Source organism: uncultured Acetatifactor sp., assembly GCF_948601915.1.
Lineage (GTDB): Bacteria > Bacillota > Clostridia > Lachnospirales > Lachnospiraceae > Acetatifactor.
This window is the reverse complement of the sequence record NZ_CAPDXS010000010.1, coordinates 1-18042: the sequence shown is the minus strand read 5'-3', so window position 1 is coordinate 18042 and position 18042 is coordinate 1. Positions and strand designations below refer to the sequence as shown.

Below are 18042 nucleotides of genomic sequence, written 5' to 3'. Positions count from 1 at the left end.
TGCATTGTTTTGCCGCCCCGGACAGGCTATAATGGAATATCTGCCTGAAAACGGCAGCCGGGAGGTGGCGCATTGATCCGTATTGCAATCTGTGATGATGAAAAATACATGTCCGACCAGATACAGGAGCTGGCCTGCGCATTTTTTGGCAGGAGAAACAGGGAGACCGCCATCCGCCGGTTTTCCTGCGGCCGGGAGCTGCTGGAATACGACGGGCAGATAGACATCCTGTTTTTGGATATCCAAATGAAGGGCATGGACGGCATGGAGACGGCGAAGAGGCTCCGGGCGGGGAAGTTCCGGGGCTTCCTGATCTTCATCACGGTACTGCGGGAGATGGTGTTCCAGTCCTTCGAGGTGCAGGCCTACGACTACCTGGTCAAGCCCATTGAGGAAGCCAGGTTCGAAAAGACCATGGAGCGCCTGCTTGCGTCCATGTGCAGCGCCGGCGGGTCCAGCCTGCTGGTGCAGAAGGGATATGAGAGCCGCATCATCCAAAAGGAGGACATCGTCTTCTGTGAAATCATAGACCGGAAGATTTACCTGAACCTGGCCTCCGGCGAGGTGGTGGACTATTATGAGCGGATCGAGAACCTGGAGACGAAGCTGGACAGCCGTTTTTTCCGGTGCCACAGAAGCTTCCTGATCAATCTGGGGCATTTAAGGGGCTATAAGAACGGGACGGCGTATATGGACAACGGCAGGGAGATTCCCGTATCACGGCTGCGTGGTAAAGAGTTCTCCAGCGTGATCCTGGAGTATATGAAGGATATGTGAGAACCTGCCAAGGGGGAGGAAAATGGCTGACTATCTGGATTTTTTCAATGTATATGTCATGGGAGGCGTGGAGCTGCTTTTCCAGTTCTGCTTTCTTGCAAGGATTCTGAAAAGGAAGGTAAGGCTTCCTTTTCTTTTCCTGTTCGCGGTGTGCGGGGCCTTCGTCACCCAGATTGCCTCATATGCCATAATCCTGGGATTCGTGATGCTTGTGCTCCTGCTCATGGCAGGCGGGATGCTGCTCTGCCACGCGGATTTCAAGTCCTCCCTTTTGTATGCGGCGCTGGTGACCGAAATCATGCTGCTCTGCTATGGAATCATGAAGCATCTGTCCAGCATTTTGCTCCCTTTGATGCCTGTGGGGGTCCAGGGTGAGACGGGCATTGTATATATGCTGGCCACGGAAATCCTGTCGCTGCTATTGACCGGAATCTGCTATTCCCTTGTCTGCCGGTACTTTTCCGGGGAGGCCCTTTGCACCGCGGAGCAGATGCAGTATATGTACCTTGTCTTTATCCCGATCCTGATGATATTCGTCATGAGCGAGTATATCAATGCCCTTGAATTTGACATCATAATGATGGAGGGCGCTCCCTCGGAATATCTGTTCAGCCACGGGCAGCTTCTCGTCATACATCTCCTGGGGCTGGCCAGCCTGTTCTGTATCCTGTTCACCTATAAGAAGCTGCAGCAGAGCTTCCGGCTCAGCACGGAAATCTCCCTGCTGGAGCAGGAGGAGCACTCCCTGAACCAGTATGTGGAGGAGGCGAAGGCCCATTATGAAAGGACAAAGTCCTTTCGCCATGACATCAGGAACCACATCGCTGTGATAAAAAGGCTGCTGCAGAGCGGGAACCTGGAACAGGCGGTGAACTATATGGAGGACATGGACGACATGGCGGAGAAGATGTCGTTCCCCTGCAGCACCAATAACCCGGTGGCGGACATCCTGGTGGGGAGCAAGCTGGGCCTGGCGGGGAGCATGGGGATTCGGGTGGGCTGTTCCCTGCTCCTGCCCTATCCCTGCGGCCTGCGGGACATCGATATCTGCATCATCCTGTCCAATGCCCTGGACAACGCAATCCATGCGTGCAAAAGCCTGGCCGCCGACGCGGAGCGGTATATCCACGTGTCAGGGCGCATCCAGGGGGATTTCCTGATGATGGAGGTCGAGAACAGCTTCCACGGGAAGGGCATGGTGAAGCCGGGGACAGGGCTGTCGAACGTGAAAGCGGTAGCGGAGAAATACGGCGGGGCCATGAGCGTGGAGACCCGGGGGGATGTGTTCGTCCTCCATGTGCTGCTGATTATCCCACGGCATCCGGAGGGCATTTCACGGCAGATGGATGGATGAAACAGCCCCGATTCCCCACATTATATATTTATTTCCCAATACCCGGATTTATCGGATCCGACTCTTTTAAGCACCCCTTTTTCTTTCAGCCTCTTCATTCGGCCGAAGACAGCCTTTCTCCCGATATTCAATCTGGCGGCAAGTTCCTGATAGGTGTAGGCAGGATCCTCGGAGAGTAGATTGAGTATTTGCTGTTCTTTCTCTGTGAAAGTTACAGTTCCATTTACAGTTCCATTTACAGTTCCATTTACAGTTCCGTTTTTGGAAGGCCCATATACAACTCTGTCTTCCGGGGCAATGAATTTGATCATAACGGAATTCCCTGTAATATCATATTCGGGCAGCGGCATATGGTCTTCCCTGCAGGCCTGACAGATTTTTTCAATCCCACGTCCCCAGCTTTCGATAAAACCAGCAAGATAATACACATGGGCTATATTGGGATTGAAGGGTTCTGAAGAGTGCTTCTCCATGAGTTTTTTAATGGTCCAGCTCTCAGGGAGGCGGCCGCAATTGGCGATATAAAGACGATCGTCATATACGCTCACCTGAATAGGGATGCCGCGGGCGTAGTCCTTGTGGCATAAGGAGTTCAATAGTGCCTCACGAAGTGCCGCATCTGGTACAAAATAGCGTTCAATCCGCTGCATGCCCTCATATGTGATTTTCGCTTTCATATATTTCAGATGGACAGTCTCAATGATTCGGTCAATCTGGTCGAGAAGGGAGCCGTGAATCTCATCCTGATAGCGAAGCTCGGAATCGCTTTCAAAATAACCAATCTTCGTAAACGCTCCAAGCTGCCAGGTCTCTGGGTCATTTGCAAAAAGGAGCATGGCGGCGTTGGTCAGGTATCCGTTATTCATCAGATGCAGTTTTTTCATCAGGACTTCTTTCGGCTCATCCAATGCGCTCTCTTCGATGCGCCCCTTTTTAGCGGCCCATTTTTTAAAGCGATTTATGACATCATCATCCACATCTTTGAGGGTAAAGGCAGGAAGCGGAAGATTGTCCCAGGTCGCTCCCTGTTTGCGCAGCAGAAAGCTTTCCAGTTCCAAGCCAGTCAGCCTTTGATTGGTGCTGCCGCTACGGTAATAATATATGCCCTTGTAAGATATGGCAATGGGATAAGGGCGTACAGAAATCGAAATATACTCTTTATCTCCTTCGGAAATCAAATCAATTGGTACAACAATCCCCATGGCATCACGAATTTTGTTTGGCAGATCTTCAAGGAGCTTACCGGCATTCGAAAGTCCTGCGGTTTCGCCTTTGTCGTTCTTGCCAATATAAAGCGTACCGCCTTGCGCATTTGCAAAACCACAAATCCATGCAAGGTACTCATCTTTCCAAATCTCTTTCCATTCTATATTTTGTTTCTCGGGCATCCGCAGCTTCCTCGCATTTCTTGATATATTTTCCGTTCATAATTCGTGCATCAGCGGGTTTAGGGTCGTTTCCGCCTATCCATATTTGTCCGGCCCGTTTCTTTCGCTATACCTATTATATTCATAACGGGGACTAATATCAAGGAGATGGTGAAAATTTCACGCAGCATCCCACGGCATCCAGAGGGCATTTCACGGCAAATGGATTAAGCCCAGGCTTCTTTTGACCGAAAAAGGAAAAGGCAGCTTGTGAAAGGCTATGTCTTGTCAAAGACTTTCAGGTGGGAGAGAAGATGATGAACAAGAAAAAATGGATTCAGATGGCATCGATTTATTCGGTCATCTATACGGCGATAACGCTGCTGAACAGTGTCCTGTATCTTAGCAATGGCGTTTATGAAGACCCCAGCGGCAACTGGCATGAATTGGACAGGGCCATCATTCTCCAGATTGGAATCGCGGCATTTGAATTGTGTACGAACCTGACCGTGAAACCGTTGATTCTCAGGTATGTAGCCGCGTATGTTCCCTCCCAGCTCCTGGCCTTCGCCTATGTGTGGTTCAGCGGACTGAGGGAGCCCCTGGCGAAGACGGCGTACCGGGACATCTGGATTAACTTTACCTGCCTTTTTCTGCTGCTGTGCATTGTGAATACCGTAGTTGATATCTGTAGGAAGAAAAGGCGGCAAAAGGAAGGTGAAAAGCAATGATGGAATCTGTCGGGAAATTTCTTCCGATTTTTGTGGGCCTGCTTCTTATACTGCGCGGCCTGCTCTGGGTGACGGACGGAAAGAAGGGGAATAAGAGGAGCCTTTCTCTGGGGCTGGCTGCCATTGTGGTAGGAATCATTATGTTCATAACAGTGCTTTTTGAGGCTCTGTAGATTAGGAGAAAGATTCCTGGGATAAGGATCCAAGAATCCGGGAGCGAAAGGAGGGCAAAATGAGCAAATATAGCGCTCTGTGGGAATATGTGCAGAAAAACGGAAGCCAGGCCTTGAAGCTGACCTTTGAGGAGATAAAGGATATCGCAGGGATACCCATAGACCATTCTTTCCTGAAATACAAGAAAGAGCTTACGGAATATGGCTATCAGGTCGGGAAGATATCCATGAAGGAACAGACAGTGCTTTTTACCAAGATGGACTGACAAGGACAGAAGCCAGGCGGGAATGAGCGGCTGGAGAGGAGAGTTCAGAATGAACGATTTATACTGCTTAACGATTTCACTTGCCGTGAAACCAGACTGCATAACGCTGACTGGTTCATTCGCATGATTACATTAGGCAGCATTCAGCGTTATGCAGTATAAAAGAATTAGGGAAACTGATGAAGGAGCATCCCATCATCATAGTCGTCACGCTGGCGGCCATGGCCGTAGGCGCGGTTCTGGGAGCCGTCGCGTTCTATCAGGGATGGCTGGGCTGAACCTACGGAGGAGATACACTATGGAACTAATAAGACTCACACAGGAAAACCTTGAGAAGGAGCACATCTGCTGCGCCATCTCCAATAACAAGGACATCCAGGTCATGTCCAAGAAGAACTGGCTGAAGGACAGAATTGACGAAGGGCTTGTCTTCCTGAAAGCCAATGTCCGGGGAAAATGCTTTATCGAGTACATACCCGCGGAATACGCCTGGACCCCCGTGGAGGCGGAGGGCTATATGTACATCGACTGCCTCTGGGTATCCGGGCAGCTGAAGGGACATGGATACTCGAACCTCCTGCTGGAGGCCTGCATGGAGGACAGCAGAGCGAAAGGGAAAAAGGGGCTTGTGATTCTGTCCTCCAAAAAGAAGATGGGATTCCTCTCCGACCTCGGGTACATGGCATATAAGGGCTTTCAGACGGCGGATGCCGCGGAGCCCTATTTCGAGCTGATGTATCTGCCTTTTGCGGAGGGCGCAGAGCCGCCCCGCTTCCGGGACACAGTGCGCAGGCATGGGGACATGCCGAAGGGCTTCGTGCTGTATTATACGAACCAATGCCCCTTTACGGCAAAATATGTGCCCAAGCTGGAGGAGATGGCAAAGGCCCGGAACGCGGTCTTTCAGTCCGTCCATATCCGGACCAGAGAGGACGCCCAGAACGCGCCCTCGGCGTTTACCACCTTTTCCCTTTTCCATGACGGTCAGCTTGTGACCCATGAAATCCTGTCGGAGAAGAAATTCGACAAAATCTTAGCGGACAAAGGGCTGTGAAGCAGAAATTGGATATATACTATATCGGCGGTTCCCCCTGCGCCGGAAAAAGCAGCGTGGCTGAAATCCTCTCGCAGAAATACGGTCTATATTACTTTAAAGTAGATGATTTCCTGGATGGATATATGCGGGCAGGCGCACGAAAAGGGCATCCTATTTGCGGGAAAGCAGTTCGGATGAACGCTGAGCAGACATGGATGAGGGAACCATTGCTCCAGTGTAGGGAGGAGCTTGCCATCTATAGGGAAATCTTTGAATTTGTGACAGCGGATTTGAAGCGGATTGCTTGGAAAGGCGGCATTATCACAGAAGGGACAGCGTATCTCCCGGAACTGATGAAAAGGTCTGGCGTTCCGGGCAACCGTTATCTCTCCATTACGCCTACGATAGAATTTCAGGTCGCTCATTATAGAAAAAGAGATTTTGTTCCTCTGGTATTGGAGGGATGCAGTGATAGGGAAGCGGCTTTTCGCAACTGGATGGACAGAGATGCCCTGTTTGCCAGGGAAGTGCAGAGGCAGTGCCGGGATAAGGATTACTATTCTGTCATAAATGATGGAACGATGGAACTGGAGAAAATGGTCAAATTGGTTGTGTTACACTTTGGATTGAAATAATCTTAAGGAGGAAAAAATAATGCGCCATGCATACATTCGCGGAATCATAGGCCTGATCTGGCTGGCAGCAGCTATCGCCTGCGGCATATCAGGAATCTTCCCCATGATGGGGCTGTACGTCATCTTGGCAATCGCCTTCCTGTATTCCGCATACACCATATGGAAAAGAGAAAAAGACGGCAAAGGGGGCAGATGACATGGACACGGCGCTTCTGGATATCAAGAATCTGAGCGCATGGTACAGCGACCGGAAAAAGGTGCTTTCGGACTTTAGCCTTGCCCTGGCGGAACAGGAGGTGGCAGGGCTGATAGGGCTGAACGGAGCCGGAAAGACCACGTTCCTGAAGGTGCTCTCCGGCCTGCTCCCCACCTTCCGCGCGGACGACCTCCGCTTTTGCGGCTCCCCCGTGGATTTCCGGAAACGGGATTTTAAGCGCTGCCGCTATACCGTATTTGCCGAGGACAGCTCCTTCTCCTATTTTACCTTCCGGGAATACCTGAGCTATGTATGCGAGGCCTATGGACGGGAGATGCCGGATGTGGCGGAGCTGGTGCGGGGCTTTCGCTTCGAAGCATATGAGGATGTCCTGCTGAAGGAGCTGTCCACCGGCAACCGGAAGAAGGCCTATCTGATCGCGGCCTTTGCCCTGAAGCCCCGGTTGCTCCTGCTGGACGAGCCGGTCAACGGCCTGGACTTCCAGAGCACGGAATACCTGTACCGGCAGATTTCCGGATACAAGGAGCACGGAACCCTCCTGTTCTCCTCCCACATCCTGGAGAGCATCACGCTGACCTCTGACCGGGTATTCGTCCTGGAGGAGGGGCGGATCCGGCAGACATTCGAGCGCGGGCAGATAAACGCCGCGGACATCCGGGAGGCGCTGCACGATGAAGATGACAGGTAAGGCCTTTGCCAAAAAGCTGTTCGGGGCAAAATACGAGCGGCTGCCCCGGACGCTCTTTGTGGATCTGATCGTGTTCTGGGGACTGTACATTGCCGGGTTTCAGGTGCGGATTGCGCCCTCTGTCCGGATATTCCTGGTAAGCGCCTTTACCGCGGGCGTGATGTGGCAGGCCCTTTCCGCCAGGGACAATGCCGTGGAGATAGAGCATATGCTGATGCTTCCCCTGGGGCGCGGGGAATTCGTCTTTTCCTATGTCGCCGCGCTGGGAGCCTATGCGGCGGTGACGAAGACAGGGCTGCTGCTGGCGGTCCTGCTGGCCGTTTCCTCTTGGCGTCCCATGGAGCTGCTGGGGATTGCGGTCTGCATGATCCACGCCGTCCTGCTGGCGGCCGCGGCCTATTCCCTGAGAAGACACTGGTATGTCGGCGTCCTTTGGGCCATTGCCGTTTCCGCGGCCATTCTGCTATTTGGAAGCAGGCCCTGGATGGTTCCTTTGCTGGCTGCGGATGGCCTGCTTGCCGTCCTGCTGCTGGGGAGGGCGGAGGGATACGACTTCTGCCAGTGGGAGGGCGGGAAAGGCCATGCGGTCAGGCGGCACAGAAACGCGTCCCTGTGGCGGTACTTTTTCCGCTACATGGGGTGCCACAGAAACTATCTGGCCAATACCGCCGTGATGTGGGGCGTGGCCGTGGTGCTGCCATACTTCCTGGGGGAGATGGCCGGGCTGGACGCCATACCCATCGGCTTTGCGATTCTGTGCCTGAATACGCCGGTCTGTATCTTGCTGTCCTGTGACCGCGACCTGGAGCTGGCGGTTCGGTTCCTGCCGGGACAGAGAAGGGCATTCTGCATCCCGTACTGCCTGTTCCTCTTCGGGTGCAACATGGCTGCTAACGGCATATATCTGTGCAGCTGGCAGATACAGAAGGGGAGCGTCGCCGCCCCCATGGTGGCCGGGGCCCTTTTCTTTGCCTTGCAGAGCGCGATTCTGTCTGTGCTGCTGGAATGGCTCTGCCCCATCCGGGACTGGAAGATTGAAAGCGACCTGTGGCACCATCCCCGGAAATATGTGCTTCCGGCAGGGATGCTGCTCCTTGCGGGAGGCGTTGGGGCCTGGCCCATGCTGCTGACCGTCCTGTGGGGGCTGCTGGCCGGGGAGGCTGCGGTCCTGCTTTGGATATGCTTGAGGCGTCCGGAGGGGTAAAACGATATGACGGATAAAAAGATACTGTATGTGGAAGATGACCTGAGCCTGATCGAGGGGCTGAAGTTCACCCTGGAGAAGAACGGCTTTACCGTGGACAATGCCCGCACCGTGAAGGAGGCGTACCGATATTTCCCGGCAGGCCGATACGGGCTGTTGCTGCTGGACGTCACCCTGCCGGACGGGACCGGCTTTGACATCTGCAGGGAAGCGCGGAAGGATTCCTCCGTCCCAATCATCTTCCTCACCGCTTCGGATGAGGAAATCAGCATCGTGAAAGGGCTGGACATGGGCGGGGATGACTACATCACGAAGCCCTTCCGGCTGGGGGAAGTCCTTTCGAGAATCAATGCGCTGCTGCGCCGCTCCGGGCAGTTCCAAAAGAGGGATGCCATCCTGGAATCCAATGGGATCCGAATCGATCCGCTGCGGCGCCTGGCCTGGAAGGGGGAGACGGAGCTGGCTCTGACCTTGGTGGAATACAAGCTGCTATGCCTGTTCCTGGAAAACCCGGACCGCGTCCTGTCCAGGGAGCTGATCTTAGACCGCCTCTGGGACGGAAACGGCAACTATGTGGACGACAATACCCTTTCTGTGTACATCCGCAGGCTGCGGAGGAAAATCGAAGACGATCCCGGCTCTCCTACGATGCTGCTGACGGAGATTGGGGTCGGCTATCAATGGAAGCGTGCAAATAACTTTGTGGGGGAGTGAAAGTAGGGGAGGATGCAGGGGATGGGAAAGGAGACACGGGCATTGCTTTGGCGGCTGTGGGCTATTTTCTTTCTGGCTTTGGCGGTTTCTGTCATGCTTGTTTTGTGGATGACAAGGGACTTCCGGAAGACGATGGTGGAGCATGATTACGGAGCGGCGGGCTATCTGCTGGGTCATCCGGAGGAGGCTGTGGCAGCCGCCTTTACGAAAGACAAAACTGTCTTTGAACTGGAGGCAGGAAGGCGGGTCCTGCATGCGGCAGACTACAGCGAAGACACGGATTCTGTTCTGATTCCTGCTGTGGCCGCTTACAGGAGGCATACCATCATCTTGTTTGGTGGTATGCTTTTTGGCATTTTTTCCGCGGTTTTTGTGACGGTGGGGTTTTACATCAGAAGCCAGAGGGCCATGATTGCAAAGGCGGACGCCGTGATCGCCAGCTTCCTGGAAGGGGACACGGACCGGCGAATCCACAGCCAGGAGGCGGGAGCCTGGTACGGCCTGTTCCACAGGATCAATGAGCTGGCCACGATTCTCTCCGCCCAGGCAGAGCATGAGAGACAGACGCGGCTGTTTTTGCAGGACATGATCTCGGATGTGTCCCATCAGCTGAAGACGCCGCTGGCCGCCCTTCGGATGTACCATGAGATCATGGCGGAGGACAGCGCGGACAGGGAGACGATCCGGGCATTTGGCCACAAGTCCCTGCGGGAGATACGCCGGGTGGAGGACGTGGTCTACACGCTGCTGAAGATAGCCAGGCTGGACGCAGGCTCCGTCAGGCTGGAAAAGGCGGAGGAAAACCTTGAAATGCTCCTCCGGGACGTGACGGAGCGCTTCGAGACCCTGGCCGCCCGGGAATCCAAGGAGATTGTCCTGCGGGGGAGGAGTGATGTCACTCTGTGCTGCGATGCCCTCTGGCTGTCGGAGGCTCTGGGGAATCTGGTGAAGAACGCCCTGGAGCACACCGGAAGGGGCGGAAGAATCCTAATCGGCTGGGAGAGGACGGCCCTGCTGACGAACATCGTGGTGGAGGACAATGGGAAAGGCATCCACCCGGAGGACATCCACAATATCTTCAAACGCTTCTACCGCAGCCGCTTTTCCCAGGATACCCAGGGCATCGGACTGGGCCTGCCCCTGGCCAAGGCGATTGTGGAGGCCCATCAGGGGACGATATCCGTCACCAGCAGGGTGGGGCAGGGCAGCAGATTCGTACTGAGCTTCTTTCATCTTACGGAGAGGTAAGTCTGATAAATCAACCAATCTTACAGAAGGGCAAGTCTGACGAGTCAGCCAATCTTTCAGAAGGGTCAATCTTACAAAACAGTAAGACGGAATTCATGTGAAAGTAAGACCCATGGGCTATGATGGTTTCATACACGAATAAATGCCCGCCGAAGCGGGCGGATAGGAGCAGGTATGAACATTCTTGAAGTACAGGATCTATGCAAGACCTACGGGAAAGGGGAAGCCAGGGTACAGGCCCTGGACCATGTGAACTTCTCCGTGGGCAAGGGGGAATTCATCGCGATTGTAGGAGAATCCGGTTCCGGGAAGAGCACCCTCCTGAACGTGGTGGGCGCGCTGGACAACCCCACCTCCGGGAAGGTGCTGATTGACGGGCAGGAGGTCTTTTCCATGCCCGAAAAGGAGCTGACGGTATTCCGCCGCCGGAACATCGGGTTCATCTTTCAGTCCTTCCACCTGATTCCGGAGCTGAATGTAGAGCAGAACATCACCTTCCCGCTGCTGCTGGATTACCGGAAGCCGGACAGAAGGTATGTGGAGGAGCTTCTGGGCATCCTGGGCCTGAAGGAGCGCAGGAAGCATCTGCCCGGGCAGCTCTCCGGCGGCCAGCAGCAGCGGGTGGCGATTGGCAGGGCCCTGGCAGCCCGCCCCGCGATCATCATGGCGGACGAGCCCACCGGGAACCTGGATTCCGGGAACAGCCGGGAGGTGATTGCCCTCTTGAAGTCCATGTCGGCCAAGTACAGCCAGACCATCCTGATGATCACCCACAATGAAAGCCATGCGGACGCCACGGACAGGGTGCTGCGCATGACCGACGGCAGATTGAAGGATTTGGGGGTGACGGCGAGATGAAGAGCTATCTGGGCCTGATACCCCAATATGAAAGAATCCACCGCAGGAACAACCGGATTTCCGTGCTGTGCATCACCCTTTCGGTATGCCTGGTCATGGCGATCTTCAGCATGGCGGACATGGCCATGCGCTCCCAGAAGAACTATTTCATCAAGACCAACGGCGAATACCACGTCGCCCTCCGCGACGTGGGGCAGGAGACGGCGGAAGCGGTGTCGGCCAGGATAGACGTGGCCCTGTCGGGATGGGTCTATCAGGGCAGTGCGGGGGTTCTAAGTGACATGCCTGTCAGTTTTGCGGGAGCGTCTGAGGGCACTATGGAAGCATTGACGGAGATGGACATGACGGAAGGCACATACCCGGTGCTGCCGGACGAGGCCCTGCTGAATGAGAGCGCCATGGAGCGGCTTGGCCTGACCATCGGCGACAACGTCACCGTGACGGTACCGGGAGGCGGGCAGAAGCGGTACCGCATCACCGGCGTCCTGAGGGATATGGGCTCCATGCTGAAGGCGGATATCTGCGGGATGGCCCTGAGCGAGGAGGGATTCCTGGCCATCGGGGACGAGGACGCGGCGGAGGGCACCACCTACCGCATCCGGTTCAGGGACGGTGCGCGCATCCAGAGGGCCATAGAGGAGATAAAGGAGCAGTACGGCCTTTCGGACAGCCAGATTTCCGAAAATACCGCCCTGCTGGGCCTGATGGGACAGAGCGAGAGCAATATCATGCAGGCCCTGTACCTGATCGCGGCTATCCTTGTCCTCCTGGTCCTGATTGCGGGGACGGTGATGATCTCCGCAAGCTTCCATACCAACGTATTGGAGCGGATACAGTTTTACGGGCTGCTGCGCTGCCTTGGGGCCTCCAGGGGGCAGGTGAGGCATTTCGTGATTCTCCAGGGGCTCAGGCAGAGCGCCAGGGGCGTCCCCATGGGCCTGCTGGCGGGACAGATTGCCACATGGGCCGCCTGCCTGCTGCTGAAGTCCGTCAGCGGGGACAGGTTTTCAGAGGTGCCGCTGTTTGAAGTCAGCATCGTGGGCATAATGGCGGGAATCCTGGTGGGCTTCCTGATCGTCCTCCTGGCCTCCCTTTCTCCCGCGAAAAAGGCCGCAAAGGTATCGCCTGTCACAGCCATAAACGGCAGCTCCCAGCTTGCGCAGAACAGGCATGCCGCCAATACGAAGCTGTTCCGGGTGGAGACAGGCATGGGCGTGTTCCACGCCCTGTCGGGGAAGAAGAATCTGTTCCTGATGACCTGCTCCTTTGCCATCAGCATCATGCTGTTCCTGGCGTTCCAGGTGATGGTGGTGTTCCTGGATCAGGGCATGCCGGCGCTGGCCCCCTGGGCGGGAGACCTGTCCGCCGCGTCTGCCGGGGGGATGGATCCTTCCGTCATCGAAGAGATAGAGGCCATCGGAGGCGTGGAAAGGGCCTTCGGAAGGATGGAATACGGCGGATTGTCCGTTTCCTCTGAGGCGGAGAGCGGTACGGCCGCGCTGGTCTCCTATGAGGAGAAGCAGTTCGGATGGGCCGGAGAGGAGCTGAACCGGGGGGATATGGATGCGGTCTGCGGGGGAACCACGGATATCCTGGTATCCTACCGGGACGGGATGCTCTGGCAGGTGGGGGATGTGGTGACGCTCCATGCGCCTCTGGGGGAGAGGCAGGTGAGAATCGCGGGGATCCTCTCTGCCACCAACGCGTCATGTCCGGCGGGAATCCTGGGCTATATCATATGCTCCGAGGAGCTGTTCACGGAAAGCGTGGGTGCCGTGGGCTATGCCGCCATTGACATACAGCTTGGAGGCGGCGGGAGGCCTTTGGAAGACGGGAAGGCCGCGGACAGCGACGGAACGGTTTCGGCCATACGCAGCCTCCTTCCGGCGGACTGCACCCTGGCGGACAAAAGGCTGTCCAACGAGGAGTCCCAGAGCTCCTACTATACGGGCGCGGTATTCATATATGGTTTCCTGATTATCATCGCGCTGATAACCGTATTCAATATCTTCAACAGCATGAACGCCAGCGTGGCCGCAAGGACAAGGCAGTACGGCGTGATGCGCTCCATCGGCATGGGCACCGGGCAGCTCTATCGCATGATTGCCGCCGAAGCGGCTACTTATGCGGTGCTGGGGTGCATAGCCGGGTGCGTCCTGGGGCTGCCCTTAAACAAGATGATGTTCCAGTTCCTGATCGCCGACAAATGGGGAATCGGCTGGCGGCTTCCGGCTCCATCGCTGGCGCTGATCGTCATCCTCTGCTTCGGCTCCGCGGCGCTGGCCATCCGGCGGCCGATCAGGAAGATTAGGAGGCTGTCCATTGTGGATACGATAAAGCTGCAGCAATAAGGCTAGGCTGCTCCGCGCCAGGTACCATACTTGTGTGTGGCATATTGTCCCAGGATGCCCCACGTTTACGGAGGATGAAGCTTTCCAGCTCGGGCCCGGAGAGTGTCTGCATGGTACTGCCGCTGCGGTAATAATAAACGCCCTTGCAGGAAATTGCGACAGGATAGGGCGGAACCACGATTTCGATGTATTCTTTTCCACCGCATACTAACCGATTCACATCGACGACAATGCTCATGGCGTTGCGGATTTTATTTGGGATGTCCTCTAAAAGCTTGCGGGTATTGGTAAGTCCTGTAACGTGCCCGTCATCATCGCAGCCGATATAAATCCTTCCGCCCTGAGCATTGGCAAAACCGCAAATCCATTCCAGATAGTCATCCTTCCATTTTGATTTCCATGTCTATGTTCTGATTTTCAGGCATGGCTGTGCTCCTCATACTTTTTGATATACGCTTTGTCCTCTCTTACTGTATCTATTATATTCACAACGGAGAATAATATCAAGGGGTACATCTTTACGTCTCCGGGCATATAATAGAGCAAAACCACATAGGATTATAGGTTACCATTATGTATGCTGCTCTGTTCATCTTACTTTTGCTTGCTCTCCTGAGCATGCTGTTCTGTCACTTCCGCAGGAGGAAGATCATCTACAGAATCCGGGACATGGAGAAGTGCGAGAAATGCTCCCTGCTGGAGGAGCTGGCGCAGCCCTTCGGCTATGCATACCACTGCTGCTGCGGATTCTTCTCCTCCACCCTGGACGCCTGGCAGAAGAGCGCCGGTTATGCCTGGGTCTACGACTACATGGCCCCCCGTTTCCAGATGGTGTTCGACTCCCTTCCGGTGTACTTCAACTACCGGGGCCGGACATGGCTGATTGAATTCTGGAAGGGCCAGTACGGCATCAACGCCGGCGCCGAGATCGGCATCTACCATGCCGACAGGCTACTTTCCGAGACGGAATACCGGACGGCGCACTTCCAGGCGGTCAGCGAGGCCGAGCTGCTGAACTGTACCATGCAGCTGTTCCTGGAGAACGGCGCCTGCGTGAAGATTTCCGAAAGGCACTGGTGGCTCACGGCCTTCCTGCCGGGCGTGTTCGCCCGCCCCTCCAGCCTGTGCCTGAAGGCGACGGTCTGCTTCGGCGACAGGGAGATGCTGGAGGCCTTCTACCGGGGCCTGTGCCGGACGGGATATGCCGCCGAGGGTATCACGGTGCAGAACCTCTGCCTGTGCTTTACCTTCCATCGGCCCGTGCAGGAGCATTACGGCTTCCTGACCCGGCTGTGCCGCAGGCTGTCCCAGTGTCTGAACCGGATGTACTGCCGCCTCTTCCTCTGGGTCACCAGGCCCTTTACCTGCACGGAAGACCGCATCCTGTTCCTGTACTACTATATCCCGTTCTGCTTCCGGAGGCTGATGCGGCTGCGCCGTTTCCACAGGCGATGCCACAGGAAGCACGGATGCCGCCGCCCCAAATGCTGCCGCAGGTGCAGGCCCCGCCGCAGGAAAAGGTCATGAGCGCCAAGGGGCGTCTGGACCGCGCCTTCTCCCAGGCGCTGGTTCTGCCTTTCCGTAGATGCTCCCGGTATGTGCTCATCAGCGACTGCCACAGGGGCGTGGGCACCTCCTCGGACAATTTCCTGAAGAACCAGCATCTGTACTATGCGGCGATGGAACATTATTACAGAAACGGTTTTACGTATATCGAGCTGGGGGACGGGGAAGAACTGTGGGAGAACCGGAAGCTGCGCAACATTACGGAGATCCATGAGGACGTCTACTGCATGTTCGCCCGGTTCGAGGAGAAAGGGCGGCTGCACCTCCTCTACGGCAACCACAACATCGTCCGCAGAAAGAATCCGGCCTTCCTGGAGGCCGTCATCCTCTACGCCGAGTCCGCGCCGGAGAAGTCCCTGTACCTGACCCACGGGCACCAGGCCAGCTTCCTGAACTCCACCCTCTGGCCCCTGGCCCGGTTCCTGGTGCGGTATTTCTGGAGCCCCCTGGAGAACCTGGGGTTCTTAGATCCCACCAGCGCCGCCAAGAATTACGAGGTGAAGGAAAGGTGCGAGGAGAGCCTGCGCAGCTGGGCTGAGACCCGTCAGCACATTTTGGTTACAGGGCATACCCACCGCCCCGTGCTGCCCCAAGAGCCGTCCTTCTATTACAATACAGGAAGCTGCGTCCATCCCCGCTGCATCACCTGTATCGAAATCCAGCGGGGGGAGATGACCCTGGTGAAATGGATCATGGACGCCCGGGCGGACAGCGTGCTGTACGTGGCCAGGGAAGTGATCTCCGGCCCTGTGGAGATACTGGGGCCAGGTTCCTGTTGAATTTTGCCAAAGGGTTCTATATAATAGGATTTATACCGCAGTCGGGGCATACTGTAAATTTAACTGGTGTGCGGCATACATCAAAGATACAGGAGGGCGACATGAATCTGGATTTATTCACGGTGGCACCGGGGGAGAAGCCCCTGGACAATCTGAAGGCGGCCTGCGGGTTCGCCGGAATCTTCAAGGAAATCGGCATCATCGGGGACTCCCTGTCCTCCGGGGAGTTCGAGTCCCAGGACGAGGAGGGCAATACCCTCTACCACGACATGTACGAGTATTCCTGGCCGGCTGTCCTGGAGCGGCTGACGGGGACGGTGTACCGCAATTACTCCAGGGGCGGCATGACCGCTAAGGAGTACCTGGAGAGCTGGGCGGACCAGAACGGCTTCTGGCAGTGGAACCAGGCCTATATCATCGCCCTGGGGAACAACGACATATTCGGCGCGAACCAGCCCGCGGGCAGCGCGGCGGACATCCACCCGGAGGATTCGGCGGCCAACCCGGATACCTTCCTCGGCGACATGGGGCGGATTGTGTCCAGGCTCAAAGCCATGGAAAAGGATGCCCGGATCTTCCTGGTCTCCATGCAGAGGCGGGGGGAGGAGCAGGCGGATGCGACTATCTGCGCCATCGCCGACGAGATGAAAAAGATGTGCGGGCTGTTCTCCTATACCTACCTGATCGACATGGCCCATGACGGGCCGGCATATGACGAGGAGATGCGGAAGACCTTCGCCATGGGCGGCCACCCCAATGCCATGGGGTACTACGTCTATGCCATGATGATAGGGAACTATATGGACTATATCATCCGTGAGAACCCAAAAGACTTCTTCGAGGTGCCGTTTATCGGGAAGGGGCTAAAGAATAAGGACATTGCCTGCAATCCTGGACAGTGAGCCGGGCCTTCTCTCTTCTGGCAATTTTCTGGACAGCAGTCCACGCTTCACAGACTGTGGAGACACGGACATCCGAAAGGAAGTGATGAAAATGATTTACATTACCGGCGACTGCCACCAGGACTTCGGGAGATTCAACACCGGGATATTTCCGGAGCAGAAAGAGATGACAAAGGATGATTACGTCATTGTCTGCGGAGATTTCGGCGGGGTCTGGAATCGGGGAGGGGAAAATAAGGAAGAGAAGCATCTGATGGACTGGCTGGAGGGCAAGCCCTTTACCACCTTGTTCGTGGACGGGAATCATGAAAACTTTGACAGGCTCTATGCCTACCCCGTGGAGGAATGGCATGGCGGCAAGGTGCATAAAATCAGGCCTACCGTGATTCATATGATGCGCGGCCAGGTATTTGCAATCGATGGGAAAAGCGTCTTCACATTCGGCGGGGCCAGCAGCCATGACATCGACGGAGGCATCCTGGAGCCGGAGGATCCGGATTTTAAGAGAAAGAAGAGGAAGCTGAATCAGGGATGGCTTCCGTACTGTATCAACCATGTAAGCTGGTGGCGGCAGGAGCTTCCCTCACAGGAGGAGATGGAGGAGGGGCGCAGGAATCTTGCGGCTCATGGCAATGCCGTGGACTTTATCGTGACCCACTGCTGCGCCTCCAGTACGCAGATTCTGCTGGGCGGCGCAGGGTATAGGCCGGATGTTGCCACCGCTTATCTGGAGGAAATCCGGCAGAATACCAGGTTTAAGAAGTGGTTCTTCGGGCATTACCATGACAACCGGAATGTAAATGCACAGGAACTGCTGCTCTATGAGCAGATTATCAGGATTTCGTGAGCATAGGGGGGGAGCTCAAATCTGAAAGGGCTGTTCCGGCAGGACGGCGGGCATGAAAACAGCTCCCCGGTTCCGGAACCAGGGAGCTTGCTTCTTGGAGGGGATGGCGGCAGCAGGAACTTCTCTATCCTCTTTATCTTAGCCTCAATGATGGCCGCCTCGGTGACCAGATTGATGATGGCCGCCCCTGTTTCCTCCATGGCTGTGCTCACCGGTCTGTGAGCATCCCGCGACACCGCAGGAATTGTGTGTATGGCTGCCCATGTCCGTGCACCCCGCGACACCGCAGGAATTGTGTGTATGGCTGCCCATGTCCGTGCACCCCGCGA

At 55.6% G+C, this 18042-nt stretch carries 21 protein-coding genes; 18 read left to right on the top strand and 3 right to left on the bottom strand.

What is annotated here, in order from left to right:
• Positions 1-72: 72 nt before the first annotated feature.
• The gene (locus Q2B33_RS02915; RefSeq protein ID WP_300568755.1) at positions 73-777 is read left to right on the top strand and encodes a LytTR family DNA-binding domain-containing protein; all 705 of its coding nucleotides are present in this window, start codon (positions 73-75) and stop codon (positions 775-777) included.
• 22 nt (positions 778-799) lie between these two features.
• Positions 800-2131, top strand: coding sequence for a sensor histidine kinase (locus Q2B33_RS02910; RefSeq protein WP_300568752.1), 1332 nt, complete (start codon positions 800-802; stop codon positions 2129-2131).
• A 20-nt stretch (positions 2132-2151) separates the two neighbouring features.
• Here the strand turns inward: Q2B33_RS02910 and Q2B33_RS02905 are convergent, their stop codons facing one another.
• Positions 2152-3519 carry an ATP-binding protein gene (locus Q2B33_RS02905; RefSeq protein ID WP_300568749.1) on the bottom strand — a complete coding sequence of 456 codons (1368 nt, stop codon included), beginning with the start codon at positions 3517-3519 and terminating at the stop codon, positions 2152-2154.
• A 293-nt stretch (positions 3520-3812) separates the two neighbouring features.
• Here Q2B33_RS02905 and Q2B33_RS02900 point away from each other — a divergent pair, with 293 nt between their 5' ends.
• The 12 genes from Q2B33_RS02900 to Q2B33_RS02845 all read left to right on the top strand — a co-directional run bounded on the left by Q2B33_RS02900 (position 3813) and on the right by Q2B33_RS02845 (position 13619).
• Complete coding sequence (locus tag Q2B33_RS02900; RefSeq protein WP_300568746.1) at positions 3813-4229, top strand: DUF6608 family protein; 417 nt, start codon at positions 3813-3815, stop codon at positions 4227-4229.
• Positions 4226-4402, top strand: coding sequence for a hypothetical protein (locus tag Q2B33_RS02895; RefSeq protein ID WP_300568743.1), 177 nt, complete (start codon positions 4226-4228; stop codon positions 4400-4402). Before Q2B33_RS02900 ends, Q2B33_RS02895 begins: the two co-directional genes overlap by 4 nt.
• 59 nt (positions 4403-4461) lie before the next feature.
• Complete coding sequence (locus tag Q2B33_RS02890; protein WP_300568740.1) at positions 4462-4668, top strand: hypothetical protein; 207 nt, start codon at positions 4462-4464, stop codon at positions 4666-4668.
• Between the two features lie 298 nt (positions 4669-4966).
• Positions 4967-5722 carry an N-acetyltransferase gene (locus Q2B33_RS02885; protein ID WP_300568737.1) on the top strand — a complete coding sequence of 252 codons (756 nt, stop codon included), beginning with the start codon at positions 4967-4969 and terminating at the stop codon, positions 5720-5722.
• Entirely contained in the window at positions 5719-6339 is a 621-nt protein-coding gene (locus Q2B33_RS02880; protein WP_300568734.1) for a hypothetical protein, read from the top strand. The genes Q2B33_RS02885 and Q2B33_RS02880 overlap by 4 nt, the downstream gene beginning before the upstream one ends.
• A gap of 19 nt (positions 6340-6358) precedes the next feature.
• Positions 6359-6535, top strand: coding sequence for a hypothetical protein (locus Q2B33_RS02875; RefSeq protein ID WP_300568731.1), 177 nt, complete (start codon positions 6359-6361; stop codon positions 6533-6535).
• 1 nt (position 6536) lies between these two features.
• Positions 6537-7244, top strand: coding sequence for an ABC transporter ATP-binding protein (locus Q2B33_RS02870; protein ID WP_300568728.1), 708 nt, complete (start codon positions 6537-6539; stop codon positions 7242-7244).
• Positions 7228-8448 (top strand): hypothetical protein, encoded by a 1221-nt coding sequence (locus Q2B33_RS02865; protein WP_300568725.1) that lies wholly within the window; start codon positions 7228-7230, stop codon positions 8446-8448. Before Q2B33_RS02870 ends, Q2B33_RS02865 begins: the two co-directional genes overlap by 17 nt.
• A gap of 6 nt (positions 8449-8454) precedes the next feature.
• A complete protein-coding gene (locus Q2B33_RS02860; protein WP_296475486.1) occupies positions 8455-9162 on the top strand; it encodes a response regulator transcription factor in 708 nt (235 codons plus the stop codon).
• 21 nt (positions 9163-9183) lie between these two features.
• Positions 9184-10410 (top strand): sensor histidine kinase KdpD, encoded by a 1227-nt coding sequence (locus Q2B33_RS02855; protein WP_300568721.1) that lies wholly within the window; start codon positions 9184-9186, stop codon positions 10408-10410.
• A gap of 174 nt (positions 10411-10584) precedes the next feature.
• On the top strand, positions 10585-11268 hold the full coding sequence (locus Q2B33_RS02850; protein ID WP_296475491.1) for an ABC transporter ATP-binding protein: 684 nt from the start codon (positions 10585-10587) through the stop codon (positions 11266-11268).
• On the top strand, positions 11265-13619 hold the full coding sequence (locus Q2B33_RS02845) for an FtsX-like permease family protein (protein WP_300568714.1): 2355 nt from the start codon (positions 11265-11267) through the stop codon (positions 13617-13619). The genes Q2B33_RS02850 and Q2B33_RS02845 overlap by 4 nt, the downstream gene beginning before the upstream one ends.
• Here the strand turns inward: Q2B33_RS02845 and Q2B33_RS24465 are convergent.
• Positions 13576-13944: an ATP-binding protein gene (locus tag Q2B33_RS24465; protein WP_300568857.1), complete on the bottom strand. Its 369-nt coding sequence runs from the start codon at positions 13942-13944 to the stop codon at positions 13576-13578. The two genes, Q2B33_RS02845 and Q2B33_RS24465, sit on opposite strands and share 44 nt — an antisense overlap.
• A 293-nt stretch (positions 13945-14237) precedes the next feature.
• Here Q2B33_RS24465 and Q2B33_RS02835 point away from each other — a divergent pair, with 293 nt between their 5' ends.
• From Q2B33_RS02835 to Q2B33_RS02820, 4 genes are all read left to right on the top strand, one after another.
• On the top strand, positions 14238-15146 hold the full coding sequence (locus Q2B33_RS02835; RefSeq protein ID WP_300913853.1) for a DUF4474 domain-containing protein: 909 nt from the start codon (positions 14238-14240) through the stop codon (positions 15144-15146).
• Positions 15143-15964, top strand: a complete 822-nt coding sequence (locus Q2B33_RS02830) for a serine/threonine protein phosphatase (protein WP_300568708.1) — start codon at positions 15143-15145, stop codon at positions 15962-15964. Before Q2B33_RS02835 ends, Q2B33_RS02830 begins: the two co-directional genes overlap by 4 nt.
• Positions 15965-16065: 101 nt before the next feature.
• Positions 16066-16866 (top strand): SGNH/GDSL hydrolase family protein, encoded by an 801-nt coding sequence (locus Q2B33_RS02825; RefSeq protein ID WP_300568705.1) that lies wholly within the window; start codon positions 16066-16068, stop codon positions 16864-16866.
• 91 nt (positions 16867-16957) lie between these two features.
• Entirely contained in the window at positions 16958-17713 is a 756-nt protein-coding gene (locus Q2B33_RS02820; RefSeq protein WP_300568701.1) for a metallophosphoesterase, read from the top strand.
• On the opposite strand, the gene Q2B33_RS02815 is transcribed toward Q2B33_RS02820, so the two are convergent.
• A complete protein-coding gene (locus Q2B33_RS02815; RefSeq protein ID WP_300568698.1) occupies positions 17686-17913 on the bottom strand; it encodes a hypothetical protein in 228 nt (75 codons plus the stop codon). The genes Q2B33_RS02820 and Q2B33_RS02815 overlap by 28 nt on opposite strands.
• Positions 17914-18042 lie beyond the last annotated feature (129 nt).

Coding starts and splice junctions, on each gene's coding strand:
- Q2B33_RS02900 (WP_300568746.1), top strand. CDS start 3,813: ATGATGAACAAGAAAAAATGGATTCAGATGGCATCGATTTATTCGGTC.
- Q2B33_RS02905 (WP_300568749.1), bottom strand. CDS start 3,519: ATGCCCGAGAAACAAAATATAGAATGGAAAGAGATTTGGAAAGATGAG.
- Q2B33_RS02895 (WP_300568743.1), top strand. CDS start 4,226: ATGATGGAATCTGTCGGGAAATTTCTTCCGATTTTTGTGGGCCTGCTT.
- Q2B33_RS02855 (WP_300568721.1), top strand. CDS start 9,184: ATGGGAAAGGAGACACGGGCATTGCTTTGGCGGCTGTGGGCTATTTTC.
- Q2B33_RS02865 (WP_300568725.1), top strand. CDS start 7,228: ATGAAGATGACAGGTAAGGCCTTTGCCAAAAAGCTGTTCGGGGCAAAA.
- Q2B33_RS02890 (WP_300568740.1), top strand. CDS start 4,462: ATGAGCAAATATAGCGCTCTGTGGGAATATGTGCAGAAAAACGGAAGC.
- Q2B33_RS02830 (WP_300568708.1), top strand. CDS start 15,143: ATGAGCGCCAAGGGGCGTCTGGACCGCGCCTTCTCCCAGGCGCTGGTT.
- Q2B33_RS02815 (WP_300568698.1), bottom strand. CDS start 17,913: ATGGAGGAAACAGGGGCGGCCATCATCAATCTGGTCACCGAGGCGGCC.
- Q2B33_RS02835 (WP_300913853.1), top strand. CDS start 14,238: ATGCTGTTCTGTCACTTCCGCAGGAGGAAGATCATCTACAGAATCCGG.
- Q2B33_RS02910 (WP_300568752.1), top strand. CDS start 800: ATGGCTGACTATCTGGATTTTTTCAATGTATATGTCATGGGAGGCGTG.
- Q2B33_RS02820 (WP_300568701.1), top strand. CDS start 16,958: ATGATTTACATTACCGGCGACTGCCACCAGGACTTCGGGAGATTCAAC.
- Q2B33_RS02845 (WP_300568714.1), top strand. CDS start 11,265: ATGAAGAGCTATCTGGGCCTGATACCCCAATATGAAAGAATCCACCGC.
- Q2B33_RS02870 (WP_300568728.1), top strand. CDS start 6,537: ATGGACACGGCGCTTCTGGATATCAAGAATCTGAGCGCATGGTACAGC.
- Q2B33_RS02850 (WP_296475491.1), top strand. CDS start 10,585: ATGAACATTCTTGAAGTACAGGATCTATGCAAGACCTACGGGAAAGGG.
- Q2B33_RS02885 (WP_300568737.1), top strand. CDS start 4,967: ATGGAACTAATAAGACTCACACAGGAAAACCTTGAGAAGGAGCACATC.
- Q2B33_RS02825 (WP_300568705.1), top strand. CDS start 16,066: ATGAATCTGGATTTATTCACGGTGGCACCGGGGGAGAAGCCCCTGGAC.
- Q2B33_RS02875 (WP_300568731.1), top strand. CDS start 6,359: ATGCGCCATGCATACATTCGCGGAATCATAGGCCTGATCTGGCTGGCA.
- Q2B33_RS02860 (WP_296475486.1), top strand. CDS start 8,455: ATGACGGATAAAAAGATACTGTATGTGGAAGATGACCTGAGCCTGATC.